The sequence below is a fragment of the Aeromonas sp. QDB62 genome, assembly GCF_027705695.1.
GTDB classification, from domain to species: domain Bacteria; phylum Pseudomonadota; class Gammaproteobacteria; order Enterobacterales; family Aeromonadaceae; genus Aeromonas; species Aeromonas allosaccharophila.
In genome coordinates, this window is sequence record NZ_JAPDCD010000046.1 from 1 (window position 1) to 25,319 (window position 25,319).

23 protein-coding genes and 1 other RNA gene are annotated in these 25,319 nt (G+C 58.9%); 4 read left to right on the forward strand and 20 right to left on the reverse strand.

Translation table 11 applies throughout. The annotated features are described in order from the left end of the window. From OKC27_RS18985 to OKC27_RS19065, 17 genes are all read right to left on the reverse strand, one after another. Positions 1-929 (reverse strand): restriction endonuclease subunit S (locus OKC27_RS18985; protein ID WP_270806614.1); only part of this gene is annotated, 929 nt, incomplete at its 3' end. After that, complete coding sequence (locus OKC27_RS18990; RefSeq protein ID WP_100229850.1) at positions 926-1,975, reverse strand: PDDEXK nuclease domain-containing protein; 1,050 nt, start codon at positions 1,973-1,975, stop codon at positions 926-928. The genes OKC27_RS18985 and OKC27_RS18990, both read right to left, overlap by 4 nt. Next, positions 1,972-4,002 carry a type I restriction-modification system subunit M gene (locus tag OKC27_RS18995; RefSeq protein ID WP_100229849.1) on the reverse strand — a complete coding sequence of 677 codons (2,031 nt, stop codon included), beginning with the start codon at positions 4,000-4,002 and terminating at the stop codon, positions 1,972-1,974. Before OKC27_RS18995 ends, OKC27_RS18990 begins: the two co-directional genes overlap by 4 nt. A 277-nt stretch (positions 4,003-4,279) precedes the next feature. After that, entirely contained in the window at positions 4,280-4,618 is a 339-nt protein-coding gene (gene fdx / locus OKC27_RS19000) for an ISC system 2Fe-2S type ferredoxin (protein ID WP_005333808.1), read from the reverse strand. Between the two features lies 1 nt (position 4,619). Then, positions 4,620-6,467, reverse strand: a complete 1,848-nt coding sequence (gene hscA / locus OKC27_RS19005) for a Fe-S protein assembly chaperone HscA (protein ID WP_182937702.1) — start codon at positions 6,465-6,467, stop codon at positions 4,620-4,622. A gap of 28 nt (positions 6,468-6,495) precedes the next feature. Continuing rightward, positions 6,496-7,014, reverse strand: a complete 519-nt coding sequence (gene hscB, locus OKC27_RS19010; protein WP_182937703.1) for a co-chaperone HscB — start codon at positions 7,012-7,014, stop codon at positions 6,496-6,498. A gap of 109 nt (positions 7,015-7,123) precedes the next feature. Continuing rightward, complete coding sequence (gene iscA / locus OKC27_RS19015) at positions 7,124-7,447, reverse strand: iron-sulfur cluster assembly protein IscA (RefSeq protein ID WP_005333812.1); 324 nt, start codon at positions 7,445-7,447, stop codon at positions 7,124-7,126. A gap of 15 nt (positions 7,448-7,462) precedes the next feature. After that, complete coding sequence (iscU, locus tag OKC27_RS19020; RefSeq protein WP_040094674.1) at positions 7,463-7,846, reverse strand: Fe-S cluster assembly scaffold IscU; 384 nt, start codon at positions 7,844-7,846, stop codon at positions 7,463-7,465. A 41-nt stretch (positions 7,847-7,887) separates the two neighbouring features. Then, entirely contained in the window at positions 7,888-9,102 is a 1,215-nt protein-coding gene (locus tag OKC27_RS19025; protein ID WP_270806615.1) for an IscS subfamily cysteine desulfurase, read from the reverse strand. Between the two features lie 53 nt (positions 9,103-9,155). Next, positions 9,156-9,659, reverse strand: coding sequence for a Fe-S cluster assembly transcriptional regulator IscR (gene iscR / locus OKC27_RS19030; RefSeq protein WP_042063444.1), 504 nt, complete (start codon positions 9,657-9,659; stop codon positions 9,156-9,158). Between the two features lie 92 nt (positions 9,660-9,751). Then, positions 9,752-10,474: a tRNA (cytosine(32)/uridine(32)-2'-O)-methyltransferase TrmJ gene (gene trmJ, locus OKC27_RS19035; protein WP_182937704.1), complete on the reverse strand. Its 723-nt coding sequence runs from the start codon at positions 10,472-10,474 to the stop codon at positions 9,752-9,754. A gap of 226 nt (positions 10,475-10,700) precedes the next feature. Beyond that, the gene (gene gcvP / locus OKC27_RS19040) at positions 10,701-13,577 is read right to left on the reverse strand and encodes an aminomethyl-transferring glycine dehydrogenase (protein WP_182937705.1); all 2,877 of its coding nucleotides are present in this window, start codon (positions 13,575-13,577) and stop codon (positions 10,701-10,703) included. A gap of 299 nt (positions 13,578-13,876) precedes the next feature. Next, on the reverse strand, positions 13,877-14,266 hold the full coding sequence (gcvH, locus tag OKC27_RS19045; protein ID WP_139408747.1) for a glycine cleavage system protein GcvH: 390 nt from the start codon (positions 14,264-14,266) through the stop codon (positions 13,877-13,879). Between the two features lie 84 nt (positions 14,267-14,350). Beyond that, positions 14,351-15,448 carry a glycine cleavage system aminomethyltransferase GcvT gene (gene gcvT, locus OKC27_RS19050; protein WP_270806616.1) on the reverse strand — a complete coding sequence of 366 codons (1,098 nt, stop codon included), beginning with the start codon at positions 15,446-15,448 and terminating at the stop codon, positions 14,351-14,353. A 416-nt stretch (positions 15,449-15,864) separates the two neighbouring features. Beyond that, on the reverse strand, positions 15,865-17,133 hold the full coding sequence (locus tag OKC27_RS19055; protein ID WP_234601591.1) for an FAD-dependent 2-octaprenylphenol hydroxylase: 1,269 nt from the start codon (positions 17,131-17,133) through the stop codon (positions 15,865-15,867). A gap of 136 nt (positions 17,134-17,269) precedes the next feature. Beyond that, entirely contained in the window at positions 17,270-18,493 is a 1,224-nt protein-coding gene (ubiH, locus tag OKC27_RS19060; protein ID WP_270806617.1) for a 2-octaprenyl-6-methoxyphenyl hydroxylase, read from the reverse strand. 177 nt (positions 18,494-18,670) lie between these two features. Continuing rightward, positions 18,671-19,240 (reverse strand): UPF0149 family protein, encoded by a 570-nt coding sequence (locus tag OKC27_RS19065; RefSeq protein WP_005333908.1) that lies wholly within the window; start codon positions 19,238-19,240, stop codon positions 18,671-18,673. Between the two features lie 173 nt (positions 19,241-19,413). Here OKC27_RS19065 and zapA point away from each other — a divergent pair, with 173 nt between their 5' ends. Continuing rightward, positions 19,414-19,746, forward strand: coding sequence for a cell division protein ZapA (gene zapA / locus OKC27_RS19070; RefSeq protein ID WP_005333910.1), 333 nt, complete (start codon positions 19,414-19,416; stop codon positions 19,744-19,746). A 16-nt stretch (positions 19,747-19,762) separates the two neighbouring features. Further along, positions 19,763-19,944, forward strand: a non-coding RNA gene (ssrS, locus tag OKC27_RS19075) — 6S RNA. A 166-nt stretch (positions 19,945-20,110) separates the two neighbouring features. Here the strand turns inward: ssrS and emrD are convergent. From emrD to OKC27_RS19090, 3 genes are all read right to left on the reverse strand, one after another. Next, on the reverse strand, positions 20,111-21,307 hold the full coding sequence (gene emrD, locus OKC27_RS19080; protein WP_042657566.1) for a multidrug efflux MFS transporter EmrD: 1,197 nt from the start codon (positions 21,305-21,307) through the stop codon (positions 20,111-20,113). 262 nt (positions 21,308-21,569) lie between these two features. Then, positions 21,570-22,232: a glutathione S-transferase family protein gene (locus OKC27_RS19085; RefSeq protein WP_111809563.1), complete on the reverse strand. Its 663-nt coding sequence runs from the start codon at positions 22,230-22,232 to the stop codon at positions 21,570-21,572. Between the two features lie 218 nt (positions 22,233-22,450). Next, on the reverse strand, positions 22,451-22,906 hold the full coding sequence (locus OKC27_RS19090; protein ID WP_075112662.1) for a hypothetical protein: 456 nt from the start codon (positions 22,904-22,906) through the stop codon (positions 22,451-22,453). A 199-nt stretch (positions 22,907-23,105) separates the two neighbouring features. On the opposite strand from OKC27_RS19090, the gene suhB reads away from it, so the two are divergent. Together suhB and OKC27_RS19100 are read left to right on the forward strand one after the other, a co-directional pair. Then, positions 23,106-23,909 (forward strand): inositol-1-monophosphatase, encoded by an 804-nt coding sequence (gene suhB, locus OKC27_RS19095; protein WP_042060219.1) that lies wholly within the window; start codon positions 23,106-23,108, stop codon positions 23,907-23,909. Between the two features lie 313 nt (positions 23,910-24,222). Further along, a complete protein-coding gene (locus OKC27_RS19100) occupies positions 24,223-25,155 on the forward strand; it encodes a ZIP family metal transporter (protein ID WP_270806618.1) in 933 nt (310 codons plus the stop codon). The last annotated feature ends 164 nt before the right edge of the window (positions 25,156-25,319 follow it).

A 25,319-nucleotide genomic window follows, 5' to 3' on the forward strand; every position in this document is an offset into this window, starting at 1 on the left:
GAAGCGTACCAGAACCGGCAGTTGGCCTCTTCTCTCCTATGCACCATGGGTGTTGCAGTTATTATCTGAATTCGCGGTTCAGCAGTATTGATGCTGTCCCATTGAACATCCTTGTTCCTCAAATAGGGGATCGGGTGTTGCCCCGTGATGCGCTTCTCGTCCAACATCTTTCCCAGTTCAACTGAGTACCTGTAACTGAGCTTGCAAACAGCCCAATGCTCCGGCACCTCCCCAATCCACTCCACCCCAGAAGCCTTCATCTTCGCCTTGGGGTTCAGCCCCTTGGTGACGGCATGCGTGATGAGCGCCTGGCGCTTTTCCTTCAGCAGTTCGATGAAGCGGGTTTTCTTGGCAATCAAGGCGTCGAAGCGGGCGGTTTCGCGGTCAAGGCCGCTGGCAATAGAAACGCACTCCGAACGCGGAGGCATTGGAACACGCAAAGACCTTAACGCCTCAGTCGACAATTCCTGAAAGGTCGTGCCGTTACCCCGCAGCCGCAATTCTTCTCTGGCTGCAACTAACGTTGATGCCAAATAACTTGTGGGTACATCCTGCGCCGGTATTAGAGTGCGGCAGCCTTGGTTAATTGTTGAAGGGATCGTTGTTATTCCAACACTACCAATAGGTGCGCGGGTACTGAGAATCACGCTTCCAGGAGGGGATAGTTTTACAGCACAGCTTTCATAGCCCGCTTGGGTAATGTAGCGACGTGGAACTCCAAGTTCTGACGCGACTTCATTATCGATGTCTGTCGGGGTGTACCACGCAATATCCCCATCCCAGTATTCTGGTTTGCCGCTTTCGGGAGTTGTGCCATTTACGGTTTCCGCAATTACCTTGAGCGGAGTAACCCGCCAATGCTCCGGCACCTGTCCAATCCATTCCACGCCGGAATCCCGATAGACCGGGTAAGGCTTGTAGTGGCTCATGCTTGCTCTCCATCCGACGCAGCCAGGGCGGTGCGTTCCCGTGCGTGCTCGATGGCACGATGCAGACGCTCCCGCAGTACCGCAACGGGCGGCAATTCGACCAGGTATTCCGCGACCCGAATGGAGGCCTCATCCAGTTGCAGCAGTTCTACCTGCTCGGCATCGGCACTCGCGCACAAAATGAGACCAATCGGAGGTTCTTCGCCGACAGTGCGTTCGTGCTTGTCCAGCCAGCGCAGATAAAGCTCCATCTGGCCTTTGTGGCTGGGCTGGAATTTCTCCAGCTTCAGTTCAATGGCCACCAGGCGGCGCAGATGGCGGTGATAGAACAGGAGGTCGAGGTAAAAATCATCTCCACCGACGCTCATGCGCTTTTGCCGCTCAACAAAACAGAATCCGCTGCCCATTTCGAGCAGGAAGGACTCCATTTCGCGCAGGATGGCCGCCTCCAAGTCTTTTTCGCTGTAAGCGCCAGAGAGGCCAAGGAAATCGAGCAGATATGGATCACGGAACACCATATCCGGCGTCATCTGCCCGTCGCGCAAGGTGGCCAATTCCTGTCGGACAACTTCCTCGCTGTTTTTCGACAGGACCGTGCGCTCGAAAAGCATGCCGTTGATCTTCTGCCGCAAGGTACGAACACTCCAGCGCTCCACACGGCACATTTCGGCGTAGAACTCGCGGGCGAGCGGGTCTTTCAGCGGCAATAAGGCAATGAAGTGCGTCCAGGTCAATTCTCGTATCAGCGATACGACAATCCCTTCATCGGGGAACACTTCGGCGAACTGGATCATTCTGCGGAGATTTTTCTCTCCAAAACCGTTGCCGTAGTCCTGCTCCAATTGTCGTGCCAGCGATACGACAATCTGGCTACCGTAGGCAGCACGCTCACCGCCAAGAATTTCAACGCCAATTCGCTTGCCGATTTTCCAGTAGGTAAGCGTCAAGGCGCTGTTGGCGATCTGGGCAACTTGCCGCCTGGCATCGTCTATCAAGCCACGGATTTCTGACAGGAGAGCGTCCGGTGCGTGGGTTAATTGGCTCATTCTGTGGCTACCTCAGCGAGAAGTGCGGCAATCTCCGACTCAACCTGTTTCAGTTCGGCATCGATGTCATTCAGCTTGCGCGGCGGCACATATTTGTAGAAGAAGCGGTTGAAGTTGATTTCGTAACCCACGCGGCCAACTTTCTTGTCCTTCTCGTCGCAAAAGGACTCATCAATATAGGCATCCGGCAGATGTGGCAGCACCTCACGAGCAAGGTAGTCGCGGATGTCTTCGGTCAGCGGCACATTCTCGTAGTCGGTCAGTTCAGGATCGGAGATCACTACACCATTCGCATCGAGTACCGCCTCACCCTGCGGAACGCGCTGACCAAATGAATTCACCAAGGATTTCACGAAGGGTTTGCCTGCCTTGATAACCGTGCCAGCAGCCAGCACCGAACGCACCATTTCATCGGCGAAGGTTTCTGCCCAACCAACGAGTTGGGTCGTGCCCAAGTGCAGATGCAATGCGTCCAGCCAGATTTGTTGGTGCTCTGCCGATAACTTTTGCCACGCCTTTTCGTCTTGCAGCTTGGCCAGCCCTTTGTCGTCGATGACCAGCGACATGCGCAGCGGACGCAAGACCTTGATGCGGCGATAGCCAAAGCTGCGGTAATCGATCATCCGGGAGACTTCGCTGTTCTCGGCAGCGGCATAGATGTCGACGATTTGGCTGCGATGATCATCATCAACGCTGCGGCGCTTGTTGCCTTCGTTCTTGATCGACGACCAGAAACTTGTGGCATTGATCAGTTGCACCTTCTTTTCCCGGTGCGCAGCCTTTTTGTTCGAGAGGATCCAGAGGTAAGTGCCGATGCCTGTGCGGAAGAAGATTTCCGTGGGCAGCGCCACGATGGCTTCAACCAGATCGTTTTCAAGCAGCCAGCGACGAATTTCAGATTCTCCTGACGATGCGCCACCATTAAACAAGGGCGAACCGGACAACACGATAGCGGCGCGGCCACCGCCGTTCTCCGGCAACTCCAGCTTGCTGGCTAGGTGCAGCAGGAACAGCATGGAGCCGTCGTTGATGCGCGGCAGGCCTGGGCCAAAACGACCGTCGTATTTCTTTTCTTTGTGCTCGGTGTTTACGACGTCGGAATCTTTCTCCCATTTCTTGCCAAAAGGAGGATTCGAGAGGCAGTAATGGAAACGCTCGTTGGCGAACTGGTCATTGGAGAGAGTGCTGCCCAGCCGGATATTCTTCGACAGGTCGCGGCCAGGATCAGATTCCAGCGTGCGAAGCAACATGCTGGTCAGGCAGACGGCATGAGTTTCAGGCTCAAGCTCTTGTCCGTGCGGAACAAGCACAGGCGGAACTTTGAAGCGATTGCTGTATTCAGCGACGTGGTTCATGGCATCGGTCAGGAAGCCGCCTGTGCCACAGGTCGGGTCATACAGGGTGCGGATCAAACCGGGATTGGACTCGAAGAGCGCATCATCGGGATCAAGAAGCAGAGCCGTGGCCAGATGCACCACATCGCGGGGCGTCATGAAGTCCTCAGCCCCTTCATTCACCTCAGCACCAAAGCGGCGAATGAGGTGTTCGTACAGATTGCTCATGACCCGATCCGATACGACCTCTGGATGAAGATCAACGCCTGCAAAATTCTTGCAAATCTTGAATAGCACACCGGCCTTGTCGAGCCGGATAACAGTATTCGAGAAATCGAATTGCTCGAAGATAATCCGAGCATTGTCGGAGAAGTGGGCGATGTAGTCTTGGAGGTTCTGGCGGGTCTTGGTGCTGCCCAAATTACCCAGCGCGTATTCAGATGTGTTGTAGAACGGGTAGCGAGTGGCTTGACGCAGGATCAGGTCAATGTCGATCCCGGATGCCTTATGAGCAGCATGAGAGTCACAGACTTCCTTGCGGGTCGGCTCCAAAACGCACTCAAGGCGGCGCAGCAGCGTGAACGGCAATATGATTTTGCCAAAGTCGGTGTGCTTGAAATCACCCCAAAGGTCTTCAGCATTTTTCCAGATGAAATCTGCCAGTGATGCGCCTGAGCCTGTATGTTCTGCCATGCGGTTCTCCAACCATAGTTTGCATAAAACAGACTATCATGGTTGCAGGACAAATCAACCGCGTATTGCACAAAACTGACTAATGTCTATTTTTTGGGATATCGCCGATTCAACCCTAGGATGCAAATAGCCTTTATAAGCACTCTTTATGGGAAAGAGCTTATTGGCAAAGCGAGAATAACGAATACAAAAAAGGCCGTGCCCCCGAGGGTCACGGCCTTCCACCATATCACCGAAGCACCACAGGATGCTGCACGTGCAATTCACTCATGTGTAATTAATGGCGCTCTGAGGCAAGGTTCAGGGTGTACTTGGGCAGTTCCACCACCAGATCCTCGTCCGCCAGTTTTGCCTGGCAGCTGAGGCGCGATTCCGGCTCCAGTCCCCACGCCTTGTCCAGCATATCGTCTTCCAGCTCGTCGCTTGGCTCGAGAGAGTCAAAGCCCTCGCGCACCACACAATGGCAGGTAGTGCAGGCACAGGATTTCTCGCAGGCGTGCTCGATCTCGATACCGTTGCGCAGCGCCACATCCAGAATGGTCTCACCACTTTGCCCCTCGAGGGCGGCGCCATCCGGACAGAGTACGGGATGAGGAAGAATGATCAGTTTTGGCATATTACACCTTGTTGACGTTTTGTCCGGTCAGCACCTTGCGAATGGAGGCATCCATCCGGCGGGCTGCAAACTCGCCACTGACAGCATCTGCCGCCTCAATGGCTTCTTTGATTTGATGGGTTGAGCCTGCGTTGCGCATGGTCAGCAGATGGGCGATGGCGGCATCAATCTCGGCTCGCTCGGCTGCGTTCAGCAGGGCATCGCCATCGGCGGCCAGCGCCGCATTGAGACTCTCGACCACCCGGTCGGCTTCAACCTGCTGCTCGGCCAGCATGCGGGCATCCATATCCTGCTGGGCGTTCTCGATGGAGGCACTCAGCATGGTGAGGATATCCTGCTCCGCCAGCCCGTAAGAGGGCTTGACCTGGATCTCGGCCTGCACGCCGGAGGATTTCTCCATGGCGCTAACCGAGAGCAGACCATCCGCATCCACCTGGAAGGTGACGCGAATATGGGCGGCGCCGGCAGCCATCGGCGGAATACCGGTCAGGGTAAAGCGGGCCAGGGAGCGGCAATCGGCCACCAACTCGCGCTCACCCTGTACCACGTGAATGGCCATGGCGGTCTGACCATCCTTGAAGGTGGTGAACTCCTGGGCGCGGGCCACCGGAATGGTGGTGTTGCGCGGGATCACCTTCTCGGCGAGGCCCCCCATGGTCTCCAGACCCAGCGACAGGGGGATAACGTCCAGCAGCAGCATCTCGGCATCGGGCTTGTTGCCCACCAGAATATCGGCCTGGATGGCGGCGCCAATGGCGACCACCTTGTCCGGATCGATGCTGGTCAGCGGCGTACGCTGGAAGAACTCGCCCACCAGTTCACGCACCAGCGGCACCCGGGTGGAGCCACCGACCATCACCACTTCCAGCACTTCCACCTGCTCAAGGCCCGCATCGCGCAGGGCGCGGCGGCAAGCCAGCAAGGTCCGTTTCACCAGCGGGGTAATGAGCTCATCAAACTGGCTGCGGGTCACGCAACCCTGCCAGCCAGCAAAGGTGCAGGGAACGCTGTCGGTATCGGTCAAGCCGTGTTTGACGGCAGCAGCCACATCCAGCAGCTCGCGCTGCAGATGGGCATCCAGATCGCCGGATAGGCCCGCCTGTTCCTTGATCCAGTCCGCCAGCAGGTGATCGAAGTCATCGCCGCCGAGGGCCGAATCACCGCCGGTAGCCATCACTTCAAAGACGCCGCGGTGCAGCCGCAGGATGGAGATATCGAAGGTACCGCCCCCCAGATCGTAAACCGCAATCACCCCTTCCTGACCGGTGTCGAGGCCATAGGCAATCGCGGCTGCGGTCGGCTCATTGAGCAGCCGCAGCACGTGCAGACCGGCCAGACGGGCCGCGTCCTTGGTGCCCTGACGCTGGGCATCGTCGAAATAGGCGGGCACGGTAATGACCACGCCGTCGAGATCGCCACCGAGCGAGGCGGCGCCACGCTCGGCCAGCTTTTTGAGAATTTCGGCCGAGACCTGCACCGGATTGACCAGCCCCTGACGGGTTTGCAGTTGCGGCATGCCATTGTCGGCGGCAACAAACTGATAAGGCTGCTGGCGGGTATCGATATCCGCCAGCGCCTTGCCCATCATCCGTTTGACCGAGACGATGGTGTTGTGAGGATCGAGTGCCGCTTCACGCTTGGCATCAATCCCCACGCGAATGGCGTCGCTTTGATAGTGCACCACTGACGGGAGCAGGTCGCGCCCTTGCTCATCGCAAAGGGTATCGGCGTGACCGCTGCGAACCGCAGCGACGAGAGAGTTGGTGGTGCCGAGATCGATGCCGACGGCACGTTTGTGCTGATGAGGTACAGCGCTCTGGCCGGGTTCGGCGATTTGCAGTAATGCCATGGGTAATGAAACTTCCAGCGTTAAAGGATCAAGACTCGAGAAGCGAGTCTTCGAATCGTTCCAGCTCTTCGAGGAGCTTGTCGACAAACTTGAGTTTGCGAACGCAATCAGCGGCAACAAGATCTTTACCGGCGGTAAGAGACTCGGTCAGCTGCTGCATCAACATCTGGTGATCATGCCTGATCTCGCTGCGAAAATCCTTGATGGCGCGCTCAGGGTCAGCGTCATCTTTCAGATCGGCCAGACGCTCGCGCCACTCCAGCTGCTGCATCAGAAATGCGGTATCTTGCAGGGTCTGCTGTTCACCACGGATATCGGTGCCACGCAGGGAGAGCAGATATTCGGCACGGCGCAGCGGCGCCTTGAGGGTGGTGAATGCTTCGTTGATCTGGGCGGCACGTTGCACCGCAGCCAGCTGCTCCCGTTCGGGGGCGGTGGCAAAACGATCAGGATGGAATTGGGTTTGCAGCTGGCGGTAGGTATCAGCCAACTGACGGGTATCGAGCTCGAAGCCTTCAACCAGCCCAAACAGCTCGAAATGATTCATGCAAACCTCTTGGAAACGTTCGCCACAACCTCACTCGCCCTTGGCAAATGAGATGTGGTTGAACGGGTCATGGGCGACCCGCTCAACCACAGACGAAGGATCAAACATCTCAGACACTAAAGCTTTCGCCGCAACCACACTCGCCTTTGGCGTTGGGGTTGTTGAACTGGAAGCCCTCGTTGAGGCCCTCCTTGACGAAATCCAGCTCGGTGCCATCCAGATGGATCAGGCTCTTGGCATCAACAATAATCTTGACGCCCTGCTGCTCGAACACCTGATCTTCATCGGTCAGTTCATCAACGAACTCAAGCACGTAGGCCAGACCGGAGCAGCCGGTGGTCTTGACACCGAGGCGCAGGCCAATGCCCTTGCCCCGGTTAGCCAGAAAAGAGGAAACCCGTGCCGCGGCGGCATCTGTCATGGTAATAGCCATACTGCTCTCCGGCGCTTAGAGACCTTTCTTCTGCTTGTAATCGGCGATGGCGGCCTTGATGGCGTCCTCGGCCAGAATGGAGCAGTGGATCTTTACCGGTGGCAGGGCCAGCTCTTCGGCGATATCGGTGTTCTTGATGCCAGCCGCTTCGTCCAGGGTCTTGCCCTTGACCCATTCGGTCACCAGGGAGCTGGAGGCGATGGCAGAACCGCAGCCGTAGGTCTTGAACTTGGCATCTTCGATGATGCCTTCGTCGCTGATCTTCAATTGCAGCTTCATCACGTCGCCACAAGCAGGCGCACCGACCATGCCGGTCGCGATGCTGGGATCATTCTTGTCGAAACCACCGACGTTGCGAGGATTCTCGTAGTGGTCGATTACTTTTTCACTGTAAGCCATATCTCACTCCTGCTAATTCTGTTGCTCACTGACCCGGTGGATCAGTGATGAGCCCATTCGACCGTGTTCAGATCGACGCCGTCTTTGTACATCTCCCACAGGGGGGACATCTCGCGCAGACGACCGATGGAGTCACGAATAAGCTTGACCGCGTAGTCAATCTCTTCCTCGGTGGTAAAGCGACCGATGCTGAAACGGATGGAGCTGTGTGCCAGCTCGTCGTTCAGACCCAGTGCGCGCAGCACATAGGAGGGTTCCAGGCTGGCAGAGGTACAGGCCGAGCCGGAAGAGACCGCCAAATCTTTCAGCGCCATGATGAGGGATTCCCCTTCCACATAGGCAAAGCTGACGTTGAGGTTGCCGCAGACGCGATGTTCCAGATCACCGTTGAGGTAAACGGCTTCGATATCCTTGAGGCCATCCCACAGACGCTGACGCAGTGCCATGACACGCTCACCCTCGCTGACCATCTCTTCCTTGGCGATGCGGAAGGCTTCGCCCATACCGACGATCTGGTGAGTCGGCAGGGTGCCGGAACGCATGCCGCGCTCGTGACCACCACCGAGCATCTGGGCTTCGATACGCACGCGCGGTTTGCGACGAACATAGAGCGCGCCGATCCCTTTCGGGCCATAAATTTTGTGGGCGGAGAGAGAGAGCAGGTCAATCTTCATCGCTTCGACGTCGATCTCTACCTTGCCAACGCTCTGGGCGGCATCCACATGCAGCAGGATCTTGCGGGAGCGGCACAGTTCGCCCAGCCCCTTGATATCCTGGATCACGCCAATTTCGTTGTTCACATGCATCAGGCTCACCAAAATGGTGTCATCACGCATGGCATTCTCGATCATCTCGAGCGTAAACAGACCATTGGGCATCGGCTCGAGGTAGGTCACTTCGAACCCTTCACGCTCCAGCTGACGGCAGGTATCGAGTACCGCTTTATGCTCGGTCTTGGAGGTGATGAGGTGCTTGCCCTTGCTGGCATAGAAGTGGGCAACACCTTTGATGGCCAGGTTATTGGATTCGGTCGCACCGGAGGTGAAGACGATCTCGCGGGGATCGGCACCGATCAGCTCTGCCACTTGATTACGGGCCAGATCCACCGCCTCTTCGGCTTGCCAGCCAAAGCGGTGAGAACGGGAAGCCGGATTGCCGAACAGGCCATCCATGGTGAGACACTGCATCATTTTTTCTGCGACACGCGGGTCCACCGGACAGGTTGCCGAATAATCAAGGTAAATAGGCAGTTTCATGTTTTTCTCCGTCACAGTCCGGGTCATACAGAATCCCGCTGTGGAAAGCACGTTTATAGTTGGACTTTCAAGCTCACATCGCCGTGTTCTGCCCGTTCAACCAGGGACAACACGGTCTTCATTTGTTCATCTTGCTTGCCGGCAATCCGGCGCACATCGGCCTGGCGTACCAGCTCGGCCAGAGTGATATCCCCGAGGAAACTGGAAATCCGCTCGCTCAGATCACGCCACAGGGAGTGCGTCAGGCACTGGGTACCGCCGTGGCAGCCGCCCTTGCCGAGACACTTGGTGGCATCGACCGACTCATCGACCGCGGTGATCACCTGACCGACCGAGATTTCGTCCGGCGCCAGACCGAGGCGATAACCACCACCCGGGCCACGCACGCTGCTCACCAGACCATGTTTGCGCAGGCGGGCAAAGAGCTGCTCGAGATAGGACAACGAAATGCCCTGGCGCTCGGAAATATCGGCAAGGGGGACGGGCCCCTGCTCTGCATGCAGCGCCACGTCGAGCATGGCGGTTACAGCGTAACGTCCTTTTGAAGTCAGTCTCATGTGCCTTACCGTCTTGCGAAGCAATTTAATGGGGCACATGGTCACATACCCGACCAAATCAGTCAAGTATATGGTTGAGTAAATCAGTCGGATTAATCCGGTACGCGCGCTCTCTGCACCGAGGTCAAAATCCCGCGCAGAATGTTGAGCTCAGCTGCTTCCGGCCGAGCCCGATTGAACAAGCGACGCAACTTGCTCATCACATGACCCGGATGGTCATCGGCAATAAAACCGGTCTTCATCAGGGTTTGTTCCAGGTGCTGATAGAACCCTTCCAGCTGGGCGGCACTCGGATAGGCCATCTCCTCTTCAGGCTCGGCGGCCTGCCCCTGCAGCCAGCGCATCCGCACTTCGTAGCAGAGGGTCTGCACCGCCATGGCCAGATTGAGGGAGCTGTAATCGGGATTGGCCGGAATGGCCACGTGGTAGTGGCACTTTTGCAGCTCGTCATTGGTGAGACCGGTGCGTTCACGGCCAAACACCAGCGCGACCGGGTGTTGCATCCCCTCAACCACCGCCTTCTCGCCGGCTTCACGGGGGTCAAGCATCGGCCAGCTCAGGGTACGGGAGCGGGCGCTGGTGCCAATCACCAGGCCACAATCGGCGATCGCGTCGTCCAGCGTCGGGACGATACGGGCATTGGCAAGCACATCGCTGGCACCTGCCGCCAGGGCGAAGGCATTGTCATCCGGCAAGGCTTGCGGATCAACCAGAACCAGTTGGGTCAACCCCATGGTCTTCATGGCACGCGCCGCAGACCCCATGTTGCCGGTATGAGAGGTGTTTACCAAAACGATACGAATCTGATCCAACATGCCCAGTCAATCTTCAGTCAAAAATAGCGCGCAATTATAACATAGGAGAACGCTATTTTGGCACCGTAAAAGCTGAGTGAATCGCCCTCAGTTGATTCTATTCAAGCTGCATTGATTTATAAAACTGAATCGCCCCCACTTCCCTAGACACCGCACAAAATTAAAAGGCCCTGCTGTTGCAGGGCCTTTTAATTTCCAACTTAAATGGCCGTGATCAGCACGCCACTTACTTGGCGTAATCCTCGGTCGGGATACAGGCACAGAACAGGTTGCGATCGCCGTAAACGTCGTCGATGCGATTCACTGACGGCCAGAGCTTGCTGGCGCGCACGGCGTCGGACGGGAAAACCGCCTCGGCGCGGCTGTAGCCACGGGACCACTGCTCATCCATCACGTCATCCTGAGTGTGCGGGGCATGGACCAACGGGTTGTCAGTGAGGCTCCACTGCCCATCCTGCACCTTGGCAATCTCGGCGCGAATCGCAGTCATCGCCTCGACGAAGCGATCCAGCTCGCGCTTGGATTCAGATTCGGTCGGCTCGACCATCAGGGTGCCCGCCACCGGGAAGCTCATGGTCGGCGCGTGGAAGCCGTAGTCCATCAACCGCTTGGCCACGTCCATCTCGCTGATGCCGGACGCCTCTTTGAGCGGGCGGATATCCAGGATGCACTCGTGGGCCACCCGACCGTTGCGGCCGGAGTAGAGCACCGGGAAGGATTCACCCAGCTTCTTGGCCAAGTAGTTGGCGTTGAGGATGGCGACCTGAGTGGATTTCTTCAGCCCTTCGTCACCCAGCATGGCGATATACATCCAGCTGATGGGCAGGATGCTGGCCGAACCGAACGGTGCCGCCGACACGGCGCCGTTGTCACGGCTCTCCTTGTCGGTCTTGACTACGGCGTGACCGGCCACGAACGGCGCCAAGTGTTTCTTCACGCCGATGGGGCCCATGCCCGGGCCGCCACCGCCATGAGGAATGGCGAAGGTCTTGTGCAGGTTGAGGTGTGACACATCCGCCCCGATAAAGCCTGGCGCCGTCAGCCCGACTTGCGCGTTCATGTTGGCGCCGTCGAGGTAAACCTGACCACCGTGCTGGTGAACGATGTCGCACACCTCCTTGATGGTCTCCTCATACACCCCGTGGGTGGAGGGGTAGGTCACCATCAGACAGGAGAGCTGATCACCCGCCTCGGCGGCCTTGGCGCGCAGGTCGTCCAGATCCACGTTGCCGGCCTTGTCACAGGCGGTGACGATCACCTTGAGCCCCGCCATCTGGGCAGAAGCCGGGTTGGTGCCGTGGGCAGAAGCCGGAATGAGGCAGATGTCGCGATGCCCCTCGCCGCGAGACTCATGATATTTCTTGATGGCGAGCAGACCCGCGTACTCGCCCTGTGCACCTGAGTTGGGCTGCATGCAGACCGCATCGTAACCGGTCACCTTCACCAGCCAGTTTTCGAGGTCGGCCAGCAGCAGCTGATAGCCCTTGGCCTGCGCCAGCGGGGCGAACGGGTGCAACTTGCCGAACTCGGGCCAGGTCACCGGGATCATCTCGGCGGTGGCGTTGAGCTTCATGGTGCAGGAGCCCAAGGAGATCATGGCGTAGTTGAGCGCCAGATCTTTGGCTTCGAGACGGTGGATGTAGCGCAGCATCTCGGTCTCGGAGTGGTACTTGTTGAACACCTCGTGGGTCAGCACGGCATCGGTGCGCAGCAGATCCTGCGGGATGGCGTGATGGGCCTGCGCCGCCTTGTCGAGGGCCTCGATATCGAGCCCGTGACCTTGACCGAGGAAGAGATCAAACAGCTCGACCACATCAGCGCGGGTGGTGGTTTCAGAGAGCGACACGCCCACTGCACCGTCGAGGTCTGCACGCAGGTTGATGCCGAGCCCCTCGGCCTTGGCGATCAGCTCAGATTTGCCCGCGGTCAGCACTGTGAGAGTATCGAACCAGCTGGCGTGCTTGAGGGCCACACCCTTGGCCTTGAGGCCGAGCGCCAGAATGGTGGTCAGACGGTGCACGCGGGAGGCGATGGTTTTCAGCCCGACCGGGCCGTGGTAGACGGCGTAGAAGCTCGCCATGTTGGCCAGCAGCACCTGTGCAGTACAGATGTTGGAGTTGGCCTTCTCGCGGCGGATATGCTGCTCGCGGGTCTGCATCGCCATGCGCAGGGCGCTCTTGCCACGGGCATCCTTGGAGACACCAATGATGCGGCCCGGCATGGAGCGCTTGTAGGCATCGCGGGTGGCGAAGAAGGCGGCGTGGGGGCCACCATAGCCCATGGGTACGCCAAAGCGCTGGGCTGAGCCCAACACCACGTCGGCCCCCAGCTCGCCCGGGGATTTGAGCAGCAGCAGAGAGAGCAGATCGGCGCTGACGCAGGCCAGCCCTTTCTGGGCCTGTACCGCGGCGATAAGCGCCCGCAGATCTTTCACCTCACCTGTGGTGGTGGGGTACTGGAACAGGGCACCAAACACCTCTTCACTCACCGCATCGCTCGCGGCGCCGACCACCACGTCGAAACCGAAGTGAACTGCGCGCTCCTTGACCACGTCGATCACCTGCGGGTGCACGTCATCGGCCACGAAGAAGAGATTGGATTTGGACTTGGCCATCCGCTTGGCCAGCGCCATCGCTTCGGCAGCGGCGGTCGCTTCATCCAGCAGGGAGGCACTGGCCAGATCCATGCCGGTGAGATCCAGCGTCAGCTGCTGGAAGTTGAGCAGGGCTTCGAGACGGCCCTGTGCCAGCTCGGGCTGGTAGGGGGTGTAGGCGGTATACCAACCCGGGTTTTCCAGCACGTTGCGCAAAATGACGTGGGGCACATGGGTATCGTGATAACCCATGCCGATATAGCTCTTGGCGATCTTGTTCTGAGCGGCATAGCCCCTGAGCTTGGCCAGTGCCTCCACTTCGGTCATGCCGGCACCGATCCCCAGCGGGCCCGGCAGGCGAATGGCGGCAGGCACGGTCTGGGCAATCAGATCGTCCAGGCTTTCGGCCCCGACGGTCGCCAGCAGCTGGCGCAGCTCTTCCTCGCCCGGGCCGATATGGCGGCGGACAAAATCGGTTTTTTGCTCGAGTTCAAACAGTGACTGGGTCATTTCCCTATTTCCTGGTAAATAAGTCCTGGCATGAAATCCTGATAACCAAGACCTGATGTTCCTGATGGTCGGCTGATACCGACTCCACTCATGTTCTGGGTCCCGCAGACAGGGTGCGACACCGGATGCTGCGGCAGCATCGAGAGGGGATCGCCTTGTTGCGAACCGGCCCGTTTGCCCCCTAGGCACCTAGGCTGGCAAACGGCAGGCGCGGACGACTTCACCCTTCCACCGGCCGGTGCTTGCCCGGCTGGCGGTCATACAAAGGGGCCCTGCTGTGTTGGCAGGGCCCGGGGGCATTACTCTTCGTCCACCACGTTCTGGTAGCCTTCGGCATCCAGCAGGTTGGCCAGCTCGCTCTCGTCATCGAGCTTGATGCGGAACAGCCAGCCAGCGCCGTAAGGATCGGAGTTGACCAGCTCGGGGCTCCCTTCCAGCTCGTCGTTGACGGCGATGATCTCGCCGCTCACCGGGCTGTAGATGTCGGAGGCCGCCTTGACCGACTCGGCCACGGCGCAATCGTCACCGGCACTGACCTGCTTGCCCACTTCCGGCAGCTCGACAAATACCATGTCACCCAGCAGCTCCTGGGCGTGCTCGGTGATACCGACCACGGCCTCGCCGTTGGCTTCAACACGGATCCACTCGTGGGAAGTGGCATATTTCAGTTCGCTCGGGATATGGCTCATTTGTGCTTCCTTTGATCTTTGAGTCGCGTTTAAAAACGAATATGAAAAGGGATGGGGGAGGCTCTGCCCTCCCCCAGGACGGTATTAAACCAGCTTCTGGCCGTTACGGACGAAAGCGGGCTTGGTGACCTTCACGGTGACCAGCTTTTTGCGGATCTCCACCTCGGCTAGCTCACCGATATCACGGGGCACCCGCGCCAGGGCAATACTGTAGCCCAGGGTGGGGGAGAAAGAGCCGGAGGTGATCACACCTTCCCGCTTCTCACCGTTTGCCGCAGTGAAGGTGACCGGCATACCGGCACGCAGCACCCCTTTCTCTTCCATCACCAGACCCACCAGCTTGGGCTGGTTGCCCGCCGCTTTCTGCGCTTCCAGCACGTCGCGGCCGATGAAGTGGCGATCGCTCGGCTCCCAGGCGATGGTCCAGGCCATGTTGGCGGCGAGCGGAGAGACTGACTCGTCCATGTCCTGACCGTAGAGGTTCATCCCCGCTTCGAGGCGCAGGGTATCGCGGGCACCGAGACCACAGGGGGCCACGCCGTTATCCAGCAGCGCCTGCCAGAGCTCGCAGGCTTGCTCTTGCGGCACCACAATCTCGTAGCCATCTTCGCCGGTGTAACCGGTAGTGGCGATAAAGAGATCGCCAGCCTGCACGCCGAAGAAGGGTTTCATCCCCACCACGGCGGTACGCTGGGCAGCGCTCAGCACGGCAGCTGCCTTGACCTTGGCGTTGGGGCCCTGCACCGCAATCATCGCGAGCTCGGGACGCTCGGTCACTGTGATATCGAAATCGATGGCGTGATGGCGGATCCAGGCCAGATCTTTCTCACGGGTAGCGGAGTTGACCACCAGCCGGTAGAAGGTATCGGTCAGGTAATAGGTAATGAGGTCATCGATCACGCCGCCTTCCGGATTGAGCATGCCGCTGTAGAGGGCCTTGCCGGGGGCAGTGAGTTTGGCCACGTCGTTGGCCAGCAGCTGTTGCAGAAAGGCCTTGACCCGTTCGCCGGTCAAATCGACGATGGTCATGTGGGAGACATCGAACATACCGGCATCGCTGCGCACCGCGTGGTGCTCTTCCAGCTGGGAGCCGTAGTTGATGGGCATTTCCCAACCGTGGAAGTCCACCATCTTGGCGCCGGCTTCTAGGTGTTTGGGATGCAGTACAGTAGTCTGGATCATCGCATTCTTTCCTTAGCAAAAAGCCTTTTCGCTTTGGCGACCACCCTTGCGACCCGCGCCACCGCTCTGACTGCACTGTGCGCAGCAAATAGCGACCGGATCCAAAAGTGTGTGCTCGCTCCTGCCCTTGCCAGGCAAGAGGGATTCCTTGAACGGAGCGGATTATATGACAAGCAGGCGAGCGTGCCGCTCAAAAAAAACTAATCTCCTCCCGTAAAACTGACTCCAGACACTAAGATAAATGCAGTGATAAAAACAGCCATAAGCCGACTCAGGCGAGATTAAATTTTGATTTTTACCGTTTCGTCACAATTTGCAGAAAAACGTTTCGCTCCAGAGCAAAATTAAAGGCTGACACCCAAAACGGGTCATCAGCCTTGTCGGATTACTTTTGTTGTCAAAAACGGCGAGTAATATTAGTTTTTTTCACCCTTGGCCTGCATGGCACTGCCCTTGGTCGCCGCAACAGCCCAGTCAGGACGGGCCAATGCGGGCAACTCACCCTCCAGCCCCATGGCGGCGCGGATCACCCCCTCCTTGAAGGGCGTCAGCAGATTGGCCGCGCGCAATCCCACGCCCCGCACCAGCTTCTTGAGCGGGTTGGCGCCGCTGAACAGCCGCTTGAGCCCCTCCATTGCCGCCAGCATGCGAGCCGCCTCGCTCTTGCGCCAGCGCTCGTAGCTGCGCAGGTTGGCGAGCAGGCCGATATCCTCGCCCGCGGCATGATTTTGCAAGATCTGCTCCGCCAGCGCGGCAGCATCCAGCAGGCCAAGGTTGACCCCCTGCCCCGCCAGCGGGTGGATGGTATGGGCGGCATCTCCCACCAGCACCAGCCGCTCACGGGCAAAGTCGCGGGCATAGCGGGCGGTGAGCGGAATGGCGCTGCGCGGCCCCTCCACCTTGCACAGACCGAGCCGTGCATCGAAGGCGGCGGTAAGCTGGCGATTGAACTGCTCGTCATCGCAGGCACAGAGCGCCTCGGCGCGGGCCGCAGGCAGCGACCAGACGATGGAGCAGAGGTTCTCCTGCCACAGCGGCAAAAAGGCGAGCGGGCCATCCGGGGTAAAGATCTGGCGTGCCACCGCCTCGTGGGGTTCGGCGCAGCGCACCGTCGCCACCAATGCATGGTGGCCGTAATCCCAGCTGGTGAGCGGGATATCGGCCTGACGGCGTACCCAGGAGTGGGCGCCATCGGCGGCCACCACCAGTTTGGCCGAGATGGCCTGACCATCTTCAAGGAGCAGCAGGGCGCCCGCCGGGCCGCTCTGCAGGCTCTTGGCTCTGGCGGGGGTCAGCAACTGGATATTGCTGGCACCAGCAATGGCTTCAAGCAATGCCAGCTGGATCACCCGATTCTCGACAATATGGCCGAGGTTGGCCTGACGCAGGCTGGCGGCATCGAAGTCGATATGGCCGAAACTGTCTTGCTCCCACACCGCCATCTTGTCGTAGGCCTGCAGGCGGCGCGCTTCGATGCCGTCCCAGGCACCAACATGGCGCAGGATCTGTTGGCTAGCGAGGCTCAGGGCGCTGACCCGGTTGTCGGCCACCTCCCCCAGCTGCGGGTCGGGCAATTGCCCCTCCACCACCAGCACCTTGAGGGCGCTATGTTTCAGGGCCGCAGCGAGCCCCAGCCCCACCATGCCGCCACCGACAATCACCACATCCACATTTTGCATCTGCATCATCTCATCCTTTCTGGGCTGACCGGCGGGCCAGCGAGGGGACGCACGCGGGCATCGCCTCTTTATTCAATAGGTTTTGATCAACGAATGGCGGTCACCATCTTCTGGCCAACAGGTTCCACCCAACCAGTGCTGGCTAGTTGCCGCACACATCGGCAACAAAGCCCAGGGTGCGCGAGGCGAGCGGCGCCTTGAGGCACGGGAGCCGCCCCATCAGGGTGAGCGCCAGATTGCGCCCTGCCACCAGCGGATCGAGACCATTGGAGAAGAGCTGGGCCAGCGAGGAGGTGAGCCAGACGGTCTGCTCCTGATCGCGCTGGCGCTGCTGCCAGTAACCGCTCAGCACCTTGAAGCTGCCGATATCCTCCCCCTCTGCCAGCGCCTTGGCTACGGCGCCAGTAAGCAGGTCAAGATCCCGCATCCCGAGGTTGAAGCCCTGTCCGGCGATGGGGTGCAGGGCATGGGCGGCATTGCCCACCAGCACGGTACGCTGGGCCAGCGGATAGTCGCAGGCGGTCAGAATGAGCGGATAGACGTTACGCACGCCGCATCGCTCGAAGCGGCCGAGCCGCCAGCCAAAGGCCTGCTGCAGACGGGCGAGAAACGCCGCCTCATCGAGGGCCATCAGCTCATCTACCTCATGCTGCCCGACGCTCCACACCAAGGATGAAAGCCCCTCCTGCATCGGCAGCAGGGCCAGCGGGCCCCCTTCGGTAAAGCGCTCGAAGGCGCGCCCCTCTGGGTCTTGCGCCGTTTTGACGGTGGCGATGATGGCGTGCTGCTCAAAGTCGTGGCGGGTCACTGGCAACTTGAAGTGCTGACGCACAAAGGAGTTGCCCCCGTCTGCCGCCACCAGCAAGCGGGTCTCAATCTGTTCACCGCTCTCGAGGGTGAGGGTCACCTTCTCCTCATCGGGCACAATCTCGCTCACCCGGGCCGGACAGCAGACCCGGATATTGGGAGAGGCCGTCATCGCCCGTTGCAGCTCATGACCGGCAGCAGCAAGCTCGATCACCTGGCCCAGCGCGGGCAGACCGTATTCAGCCGCCGACAGGCGAGCCTGACCGCAGTGGCCCCGATCCGAGACATGAATATGGGTAATGGGAGAGCAGTGAGGGGCAAACAGCGGCCAGAGTCCGCGTCGCAACAGCGCATCACAGGTACCAGCCGAGAGCGCAATGGCGCGGGCATCGAACCCTGAATGGGTGTGCTGTTCGGGGACGCTTGCCTCCAGCAGCAGGATCTCGAGGGGGGAGCCATCGGATCGAAGCAGGGCTGCCAGCGAGAGCGCCAGCACGGCGCCGCTCATTCCACCGCCGACCAGGGTGACATCGACCTGTCGCACATCAGATTGAGACATAAGCAGAGAGGAAGAAGTGAAAAAGGTGGCCTCATGCTATCACAAAGCCGCTGGCCGAATGCGAGGTCACCGGCAAAAAACCGTTTGTGCCTCACAGGGTTAGCCACCACAGGGGAATAAAAAAGAGCGCCATCAGGCGCTCTTGCAGATTCAGTAAGGGCCGCGTTGCCCCGCACCTCAATGAAGGGTCGGCGGCGCGCTCGGGGTATCGGGGCGCTTGCCAAACTCTTCGAAGGCCATCATGACCCCCAGTTTGACGTGTTCGTAGAGCACCAGGAAGGAAGCTTCGTTCTCGTCATCTTCCTGATCGAACTCGGCAGAGACCTGAGTAATGCTGGCGATATCCTGGATCATCTCCTGCAACTCTTCCGATGCGCGGGAGAGCTCCTGCTGCACCACGCCGAAACCGGCCAGAAATGCCTGTGACCAGTCCACCAGCGAATCGATTCGCTCGTCGAGGGGAGCATCATCGCTTGGCAGCAGCAGCTCGACGCCCTTCTGGGCCATCAGGCTCTCGACCACATTGTGATAAAGATCGGTCATCACCTGGCGCACCGGGGCCGGCAGGCCGAAACCGTCGTTCACCAGATCGTTGAAATGGGGCAGCCAGCTCTTGTCGTCCAGTGCCACGCCACCGCACACCAGACCGCAGATCACACCATGGGCCTCTACTGCGCTGGCCATCAGCTCATGCTGTTCCATGATGTCGGCCACAGCCGCATATTTAAGGGGGTTCGTTTTGCTCATCGAGGATCCGCTCAAAGTTCAGTCAAATTTGCAGAATTAATGGTCAGGATCCTAGCATTCTCCCTCTTCCAGAGCCAGCAAGGCCTTGAAACTTATGCATCTGCGCTATATAGTCCCGCCCAGTTGTCCACGTGGATAAAGGCGGAAATCAGCTCCGCCGTATTGAGGAAGGCATGAGCACAGAGGCCGTAGAAATCGTCATTTTGGGACGTCCCTACAAGGTATCCTGTCCTTTGGGACAGCAGGATGCCCTGCGCCAGGCCGCCGAGCAGCTGACCGACAAGTTGATCGACCTGCGTCAACGTTCCAAAGTCTCCAGCAACGAGCAATTGGCTATCATGGCGGCGCTCAATTTCTGTCATGAGCTCTGCCTTGAAAAAGAGAAGAACCACCAATACTCTGAGACCATGGACAAGCGGATCAAGATGCTGCAGCGCACCATCGAAGCGGCCCTGATCGAGCACGGACAATATGGTGATTCCAGCGAAGAGGGGCAACAGCCCTAATCGCAAACCGTTTTAAAATTCCCTGGGATGTTTGTCAGCCGGTTCAAGTCCCCGAGCCGATAATCATACCCAACAGGGGATCGGCCTTCTGGCTATTGCGCATGCTCGGCACGACCGAGAAGCCTGCGGTCAGATTCGATTCCCGCCTTGAACCTACGGTTCAAGGGCCCAAACCGGCAACGGCATCTCGGGGTACCAACAGCAAAAGCCCGTCACCTGCGTGACGGGCTTTTTCTTTGCCTGAAGTTCACCTCACCGCAGCGATCACCCCATCAAGCGAATGCGATCTCCCTGCCCGTTCTTCGGATAAAACAAAGCCCACCGCTGAGGGTGGGCTTGCTCCAGGCGCAAAGAGAGCGGCTGATCAGATGGCCATCTGCTCGTGGGGTGAGCCATGGTGGCGTAACCAGACAAAGCTCAGCGCCACGATCAGCACCATCAGGGTCATGATGGCACCCAGGGTCACCTGACCGGTCATCGGGAAACCGGCGGCCAGCAGAGTCACGATACCGGCCCCCAGATTCTGCATCCCGCCGAGAATGGCACCGGCCGTCCCCGCCTGACCCGGGAAGGGCTCGATGGCGCAGGAAGTAGCGGTCGGGTAGAGAATGCCACTACCGATGAAGTAGACGGCAGCACCCCCAACCAGCGAGGCGGCACTCACCACCCCGAACAGCCCCGGCACCAGAATGATCAGCGATCCCAGCGCCAGAAAGGCGATACCCAGACGCATCAGCTTGCCCTGGCTCAGGCGAAAGCTCAGCTTGGCAGAGAGCCAGGCACCGAACAGATAGCCGGGCAGCGGCAGCACGAACAGCACGCTCACGGTACGGGCGCTCAGTTGCAGCACATCACCGAGCAATACACCGGCCGCCGCTTCAAACACCGCCAAACCGGCAAAGGTCGCCATCAGGCAGAGCAGGTTGCCCTGAAAGCGCGGGTTGCCCAGCACGTGGCGATAGGCGGCACCGACTCGCAGCGGCTGACGGGCAGCGACGGGCAGGGTCTCGCCAAACCAGGCCAGAATGGCAAGGGTCGCCACGGCGCCAAAGCCGAACAGGAACCAGTAACCGGCGCGCCAGTTGAACAGCTCGGTCAACCAGCCACCCAGCACAGGCGCCAGCAGCGGGGAGAAAATCACCCCCATACTCACCAGACTGTTGGCGCGGTTGAGCTCGGCGCCGTTGTAGCGATCGCGCATCACGGTACGGCTCATGGCACCACCGGCACCGGTCCCCAGCCCTTGAATAAAGCTGCCCACGAGCAAGGCGGTGAAGTGCGGGATGAGCTGGATGGTCAGGGTGCCAACCAGAAACACCATCATGCCGACGATCAGCACTGGGCGACGGCCGATACGATCCGACAGCGGCCCGTAGACAAACTGGGAGAGGCCATAGGGGATAAGGTAACAGGCCATTACTGCTTGCAACTGGCCCGAGGCCACATTGAAGTCCCCCGCCATCATCGGAATGGAGGGAACATAAAGGGTCTGGGTCATCTGGCCCACAGCGACCATCAGAATGGTCAATAAAAACAACGGATAAAAACTGTGCCGATCCATATCAGTCCCAAAAAATCGAAAAAATGCTGCCGCCCCTCTGGCACAAAATTGCCCAGAGGAATCCGATCACAGATGCTGTGATGCAATCAAAAACAGTGTTGGAAACAATAGGCGGGGAGCCCGCCAGACCACCGCACAGGACGCTTGGTGGTATGGGGGCATCATAGTGACTCAGCTCACAAAAAACGAACGAATCTTTATAATCAGCTTGCCCTAGTTTTTCTAATATTACGGGGCATGGCGCCCCGTCGGCAGTTAAAAATCAACGCGTTACCATCTGCTGCGCCTGCTTGATCAGCTCATCGGGCTGCTCCTTGCGCGGCGGTATGGTGATCCCCTTCTGGCAGGCAGGCTTCTCTGCCATGCGGGCCATCCAGGCTTGCAGATGGGGCAATCCCTCGATGGAGATGCCGCTCCAGTCATAAATGCGCACCCAGGGCCAAGTGGCAATGTCGGCGATGCTGTACTCATCCGCCAGATATTCGTGGTGGGCCAGATGGCTGTCGAGCACCTCGAACAGGCGACGCCCCTCCTTCTGATAACGCTCGATGGCGGCGGGTATCTTCTCCGGGAAGTAGCGATAGAAGACGTTGGCCTGCCCCATCATGGGCCCGACCCCGCCCATCTGGAACATCAGCCACTGGATGGCCTGAGAGCGGCGTTTGGGATCGGCGGGCAGCAACTTGCCTGCTTTCTCCGCCAGATAGATGAGGATGGCCCCCGACTCGAACACGGCGAAATCGTCGTTATCCCGGTCGACGATCGCCGGAATGCGGCCATTGGGGTTGATGGCCAGAAACTCCGGCTTTTTTTGATCCAGCGCCGACAAATCGAGGGGAATGACCCGATAGGGCAAACCCAGCTCTTCGAGGGCGATTGCCACCTTGAAACCATTGGGGGTCGCGGCAGTGTAAAAGTCGATCATGATTCACTCCTTGTTGGTCATAGCCGGATAGTACGAATCGGAATAGTACGACTGGAAATAGTAGGGGTCGATATAGATAGTTCGGCTCGATGGCGAGACCAAACCATTGCCGCCTCATCTTGCAACAAGTCACCGACAACGAGCCATTAAAAAGCAACGCACCGCGAGCCGATATGGCCTGCGGTGTGTTGCTTGTGTAATCAAAAAAACAGGCGTGACTAGTTGAGCATGGCGACCGGCTTGCGCTGGCGCAGCATGATCAGGCGGGAAAGCAGCGGGAAGTAGGACTCCAGCTTGCTCAGCAACACCCGGCTGCAGGCAGGCTCGGCCAGCTCCGACTCATCCAGCACGATGCCGTTTGAGACAAAATAGAAACGGGGATCCCGCACATCCGGCCCGCAGACCGTCAACTCCTTGTCCCCCTTGCGGATCAGCAGCGGCAAGACCGGCAAGCCGATCGTCTCGTCCTCTGCGCGGGCAAATCCGGCATCCTGCCAGGGGGCATCCCCGTCGATCAGCAAGATCGCCGCCTCCGTCTTGGCCGGTTGCCACTGGGCAAGGGGGGTCACGGCGATGTGGGCAAAGTGATCACCATACTCCGGTGATGACCGCAAAATGGCCAACAGACCTTCACTGGTCGCTGACACGTTCTGACTCACTAATGACAAATTCATGGCTCATATCCCTATGCTCATGACAGCCGGTATCAGGCTGCTGGGATAAGACTAGCGCAGATCTGGTCTATATTGGAGCCGTCAAATCTGGCAGTGCTAATCAATTGGTCGTAGGGGGATAACAGTTGCCATCGCACAAAATACTGGTATTATACCGCGTCCTTTTATCCCCTGTTCTTTAACATCCAGTGGTGAACCTATGCATCCGATGCTGAATATCGCCGTGCGCGCTGCGCGCAACGCCGGTCAAGTTGTAGTAAAAGCCTTCTCCCAGCCCGAGAACATTGAGGCTATCCAAAAAGGCAGCAATGACTTCGTGACCAACGTTGACCGTGAAGCCGAAGCGGCCATCATTCACACCATCAAAAAATCTTACCCGGAACACAGCATTGTTGCTGAAGAGTCCGGTGAGATTGCCGGTACCAATCCGGACTACCAATGGATCATTGACCCGCTGGATGGCACAACCAACCTTGTCAAAGGCATTCCGCACTTTGCCGTTTCCGTCGCGCTGCGCGTGAAAGGCAAAACCGAACAAGCCGTTGTTTATGATCCCATCCGTGACGAACTGTTCACTGCTACCCGTGGTAACGGCGCCCAGCTGAACGGCTACCGCATCCGTGTCGGCAAAGCCAAAGAGCTGGCTGGCACCGTACTGGCCACCGGTTTCCCCTATAAGCAAAAGCATCACATCGAGCCGTACCTGAAGATGTTCCAGAGCATGTTCATCGAATGTGCCGACATCCGTCGCTCCGGCTCCGCCGCGCTGGATTTGGCCTATGTGGCTGCCGGTCGCGTCGACGGTTTCTGGGAAATCGGCCTCAAGCCTTGGGACACCGCTGCCGGTGAACTGCTGGCCAAAGAAGCTGGCGCCATCGTCACCGACTTCGTAGGTGGTCACAACTACGAAAACTCCGGCAACATCGTGGTTGCCAACCCGCGCGTCCTGAAAGAGATGCTCGGCAAGATCCGTGAAGAGCTGCCGGAGTCCCTGGCCAAATAAGCCAGCTTCCCAGCTTTCACCAAGACAAAAAAACCGGCGCAAGCCGGTTTTTTTGTTTCTGACGTCCGCACTTCAGGTGCCGACATCAGCCTTCTGTTTAAAAGCATGACGATGCATCCCCATTTGCCATTCAACACCCACTTCAACCATTTCCGACACTCCCTCTCGCCGCCAGCCGATTAAGCTACCCATATTGCCTGGATAAATGTCTCCCTCGCTTTTCCGATAGCGGCAATCGTCTTGCAGACATGGACAAGGGGTGGCCGAATCGATGTAATGCCACCACCCACTTTGCACACCCCGAGGTCATGTCATGGACCATCTCTCAGCCCTCCCCCCGTTATCCTGGTCACAGCAACTGCGCAGCCAGATGCAAAGCCGCCCGCTCACTGCTCTCGGCCTCTTTATCGCGCTGGTCGCGGTGTTGCTCCTGTTGCTACAGAGCCTGATCATGTTGGCGACCGGCGACGTAACCAACGGCGTGCGCTACGGCCTGATCGGGGGGGCAGCCGGTTTTGCCGCCACCGCCATTGGCGCCCTGCCCGCCCTGTTCCTGCGGGCGGTGCCGCAAAAGGTTGAGGACACCATGTTGGGCTTTGCCGCTGGCATGATGCTAGCCGCCAGTGCCTTCTCCCTGCTGCTACCTGGGCTGGAAGCCGCTGAGGGGATCACCGGCAACGGCTTTAGTGCCGCCGCCGTAGTGGTAGTCGGCATGACCCTCGGGGTGCTGTTGATGCTGGGGCTGGATCAGTTCACCCCGCACGAGCATGACAAAACCGGCCCCTGCGGTCCCGGCCACGAGCAATGCTCCCGGGTCTGGCTGTTCGTCTTTGCCATCGCCCTGCACAACCTGCCGGAGGGGATGGCCATCGGGGTGAGCTTCTCGCAAGGGGATATGTCGGTCGGGCTGCCGCTCACCACCGCCATCGCGCTGCAGGATGTCCCGGAAGGATTGGCAGTAGCACTGGCCATGTGCGCCGCCGGTTTTCGCCCCTCGGTGGCGGTGCAGGTTGCCATCGCCAGCGGCCTGCTGGAACCGTTAGGCGCCCTGCTCGGGGTGGGGCTCTCCAGCGGTCTTGCCATCGCCTACCCGATAGGGCTAGGACTCGCCGCCGGTGCCATGTTGTTCGTGGTCTCCCACGAGGTGATCCCCGAGACCCACCGCAACGGTCATCAGACCTATGCCACCCTCGGCCTGATGGCGGGCTTTGCCCTGATGATGACACTCGACACCGCCCTCGGCTAAACGCTCCACTCGTTTCCCTCCCACGCTAAATTAGCAACTGATGGCACGCCATATGGCGTGCCATCGTTTATCTCCCCTTTCGCTTGCGCCTCTCGGCGCCGACGCCATCTTTTGTTATGATCTACAGCAACTTAAATTCAGCCACACGGCTAGCAAGACGAGGT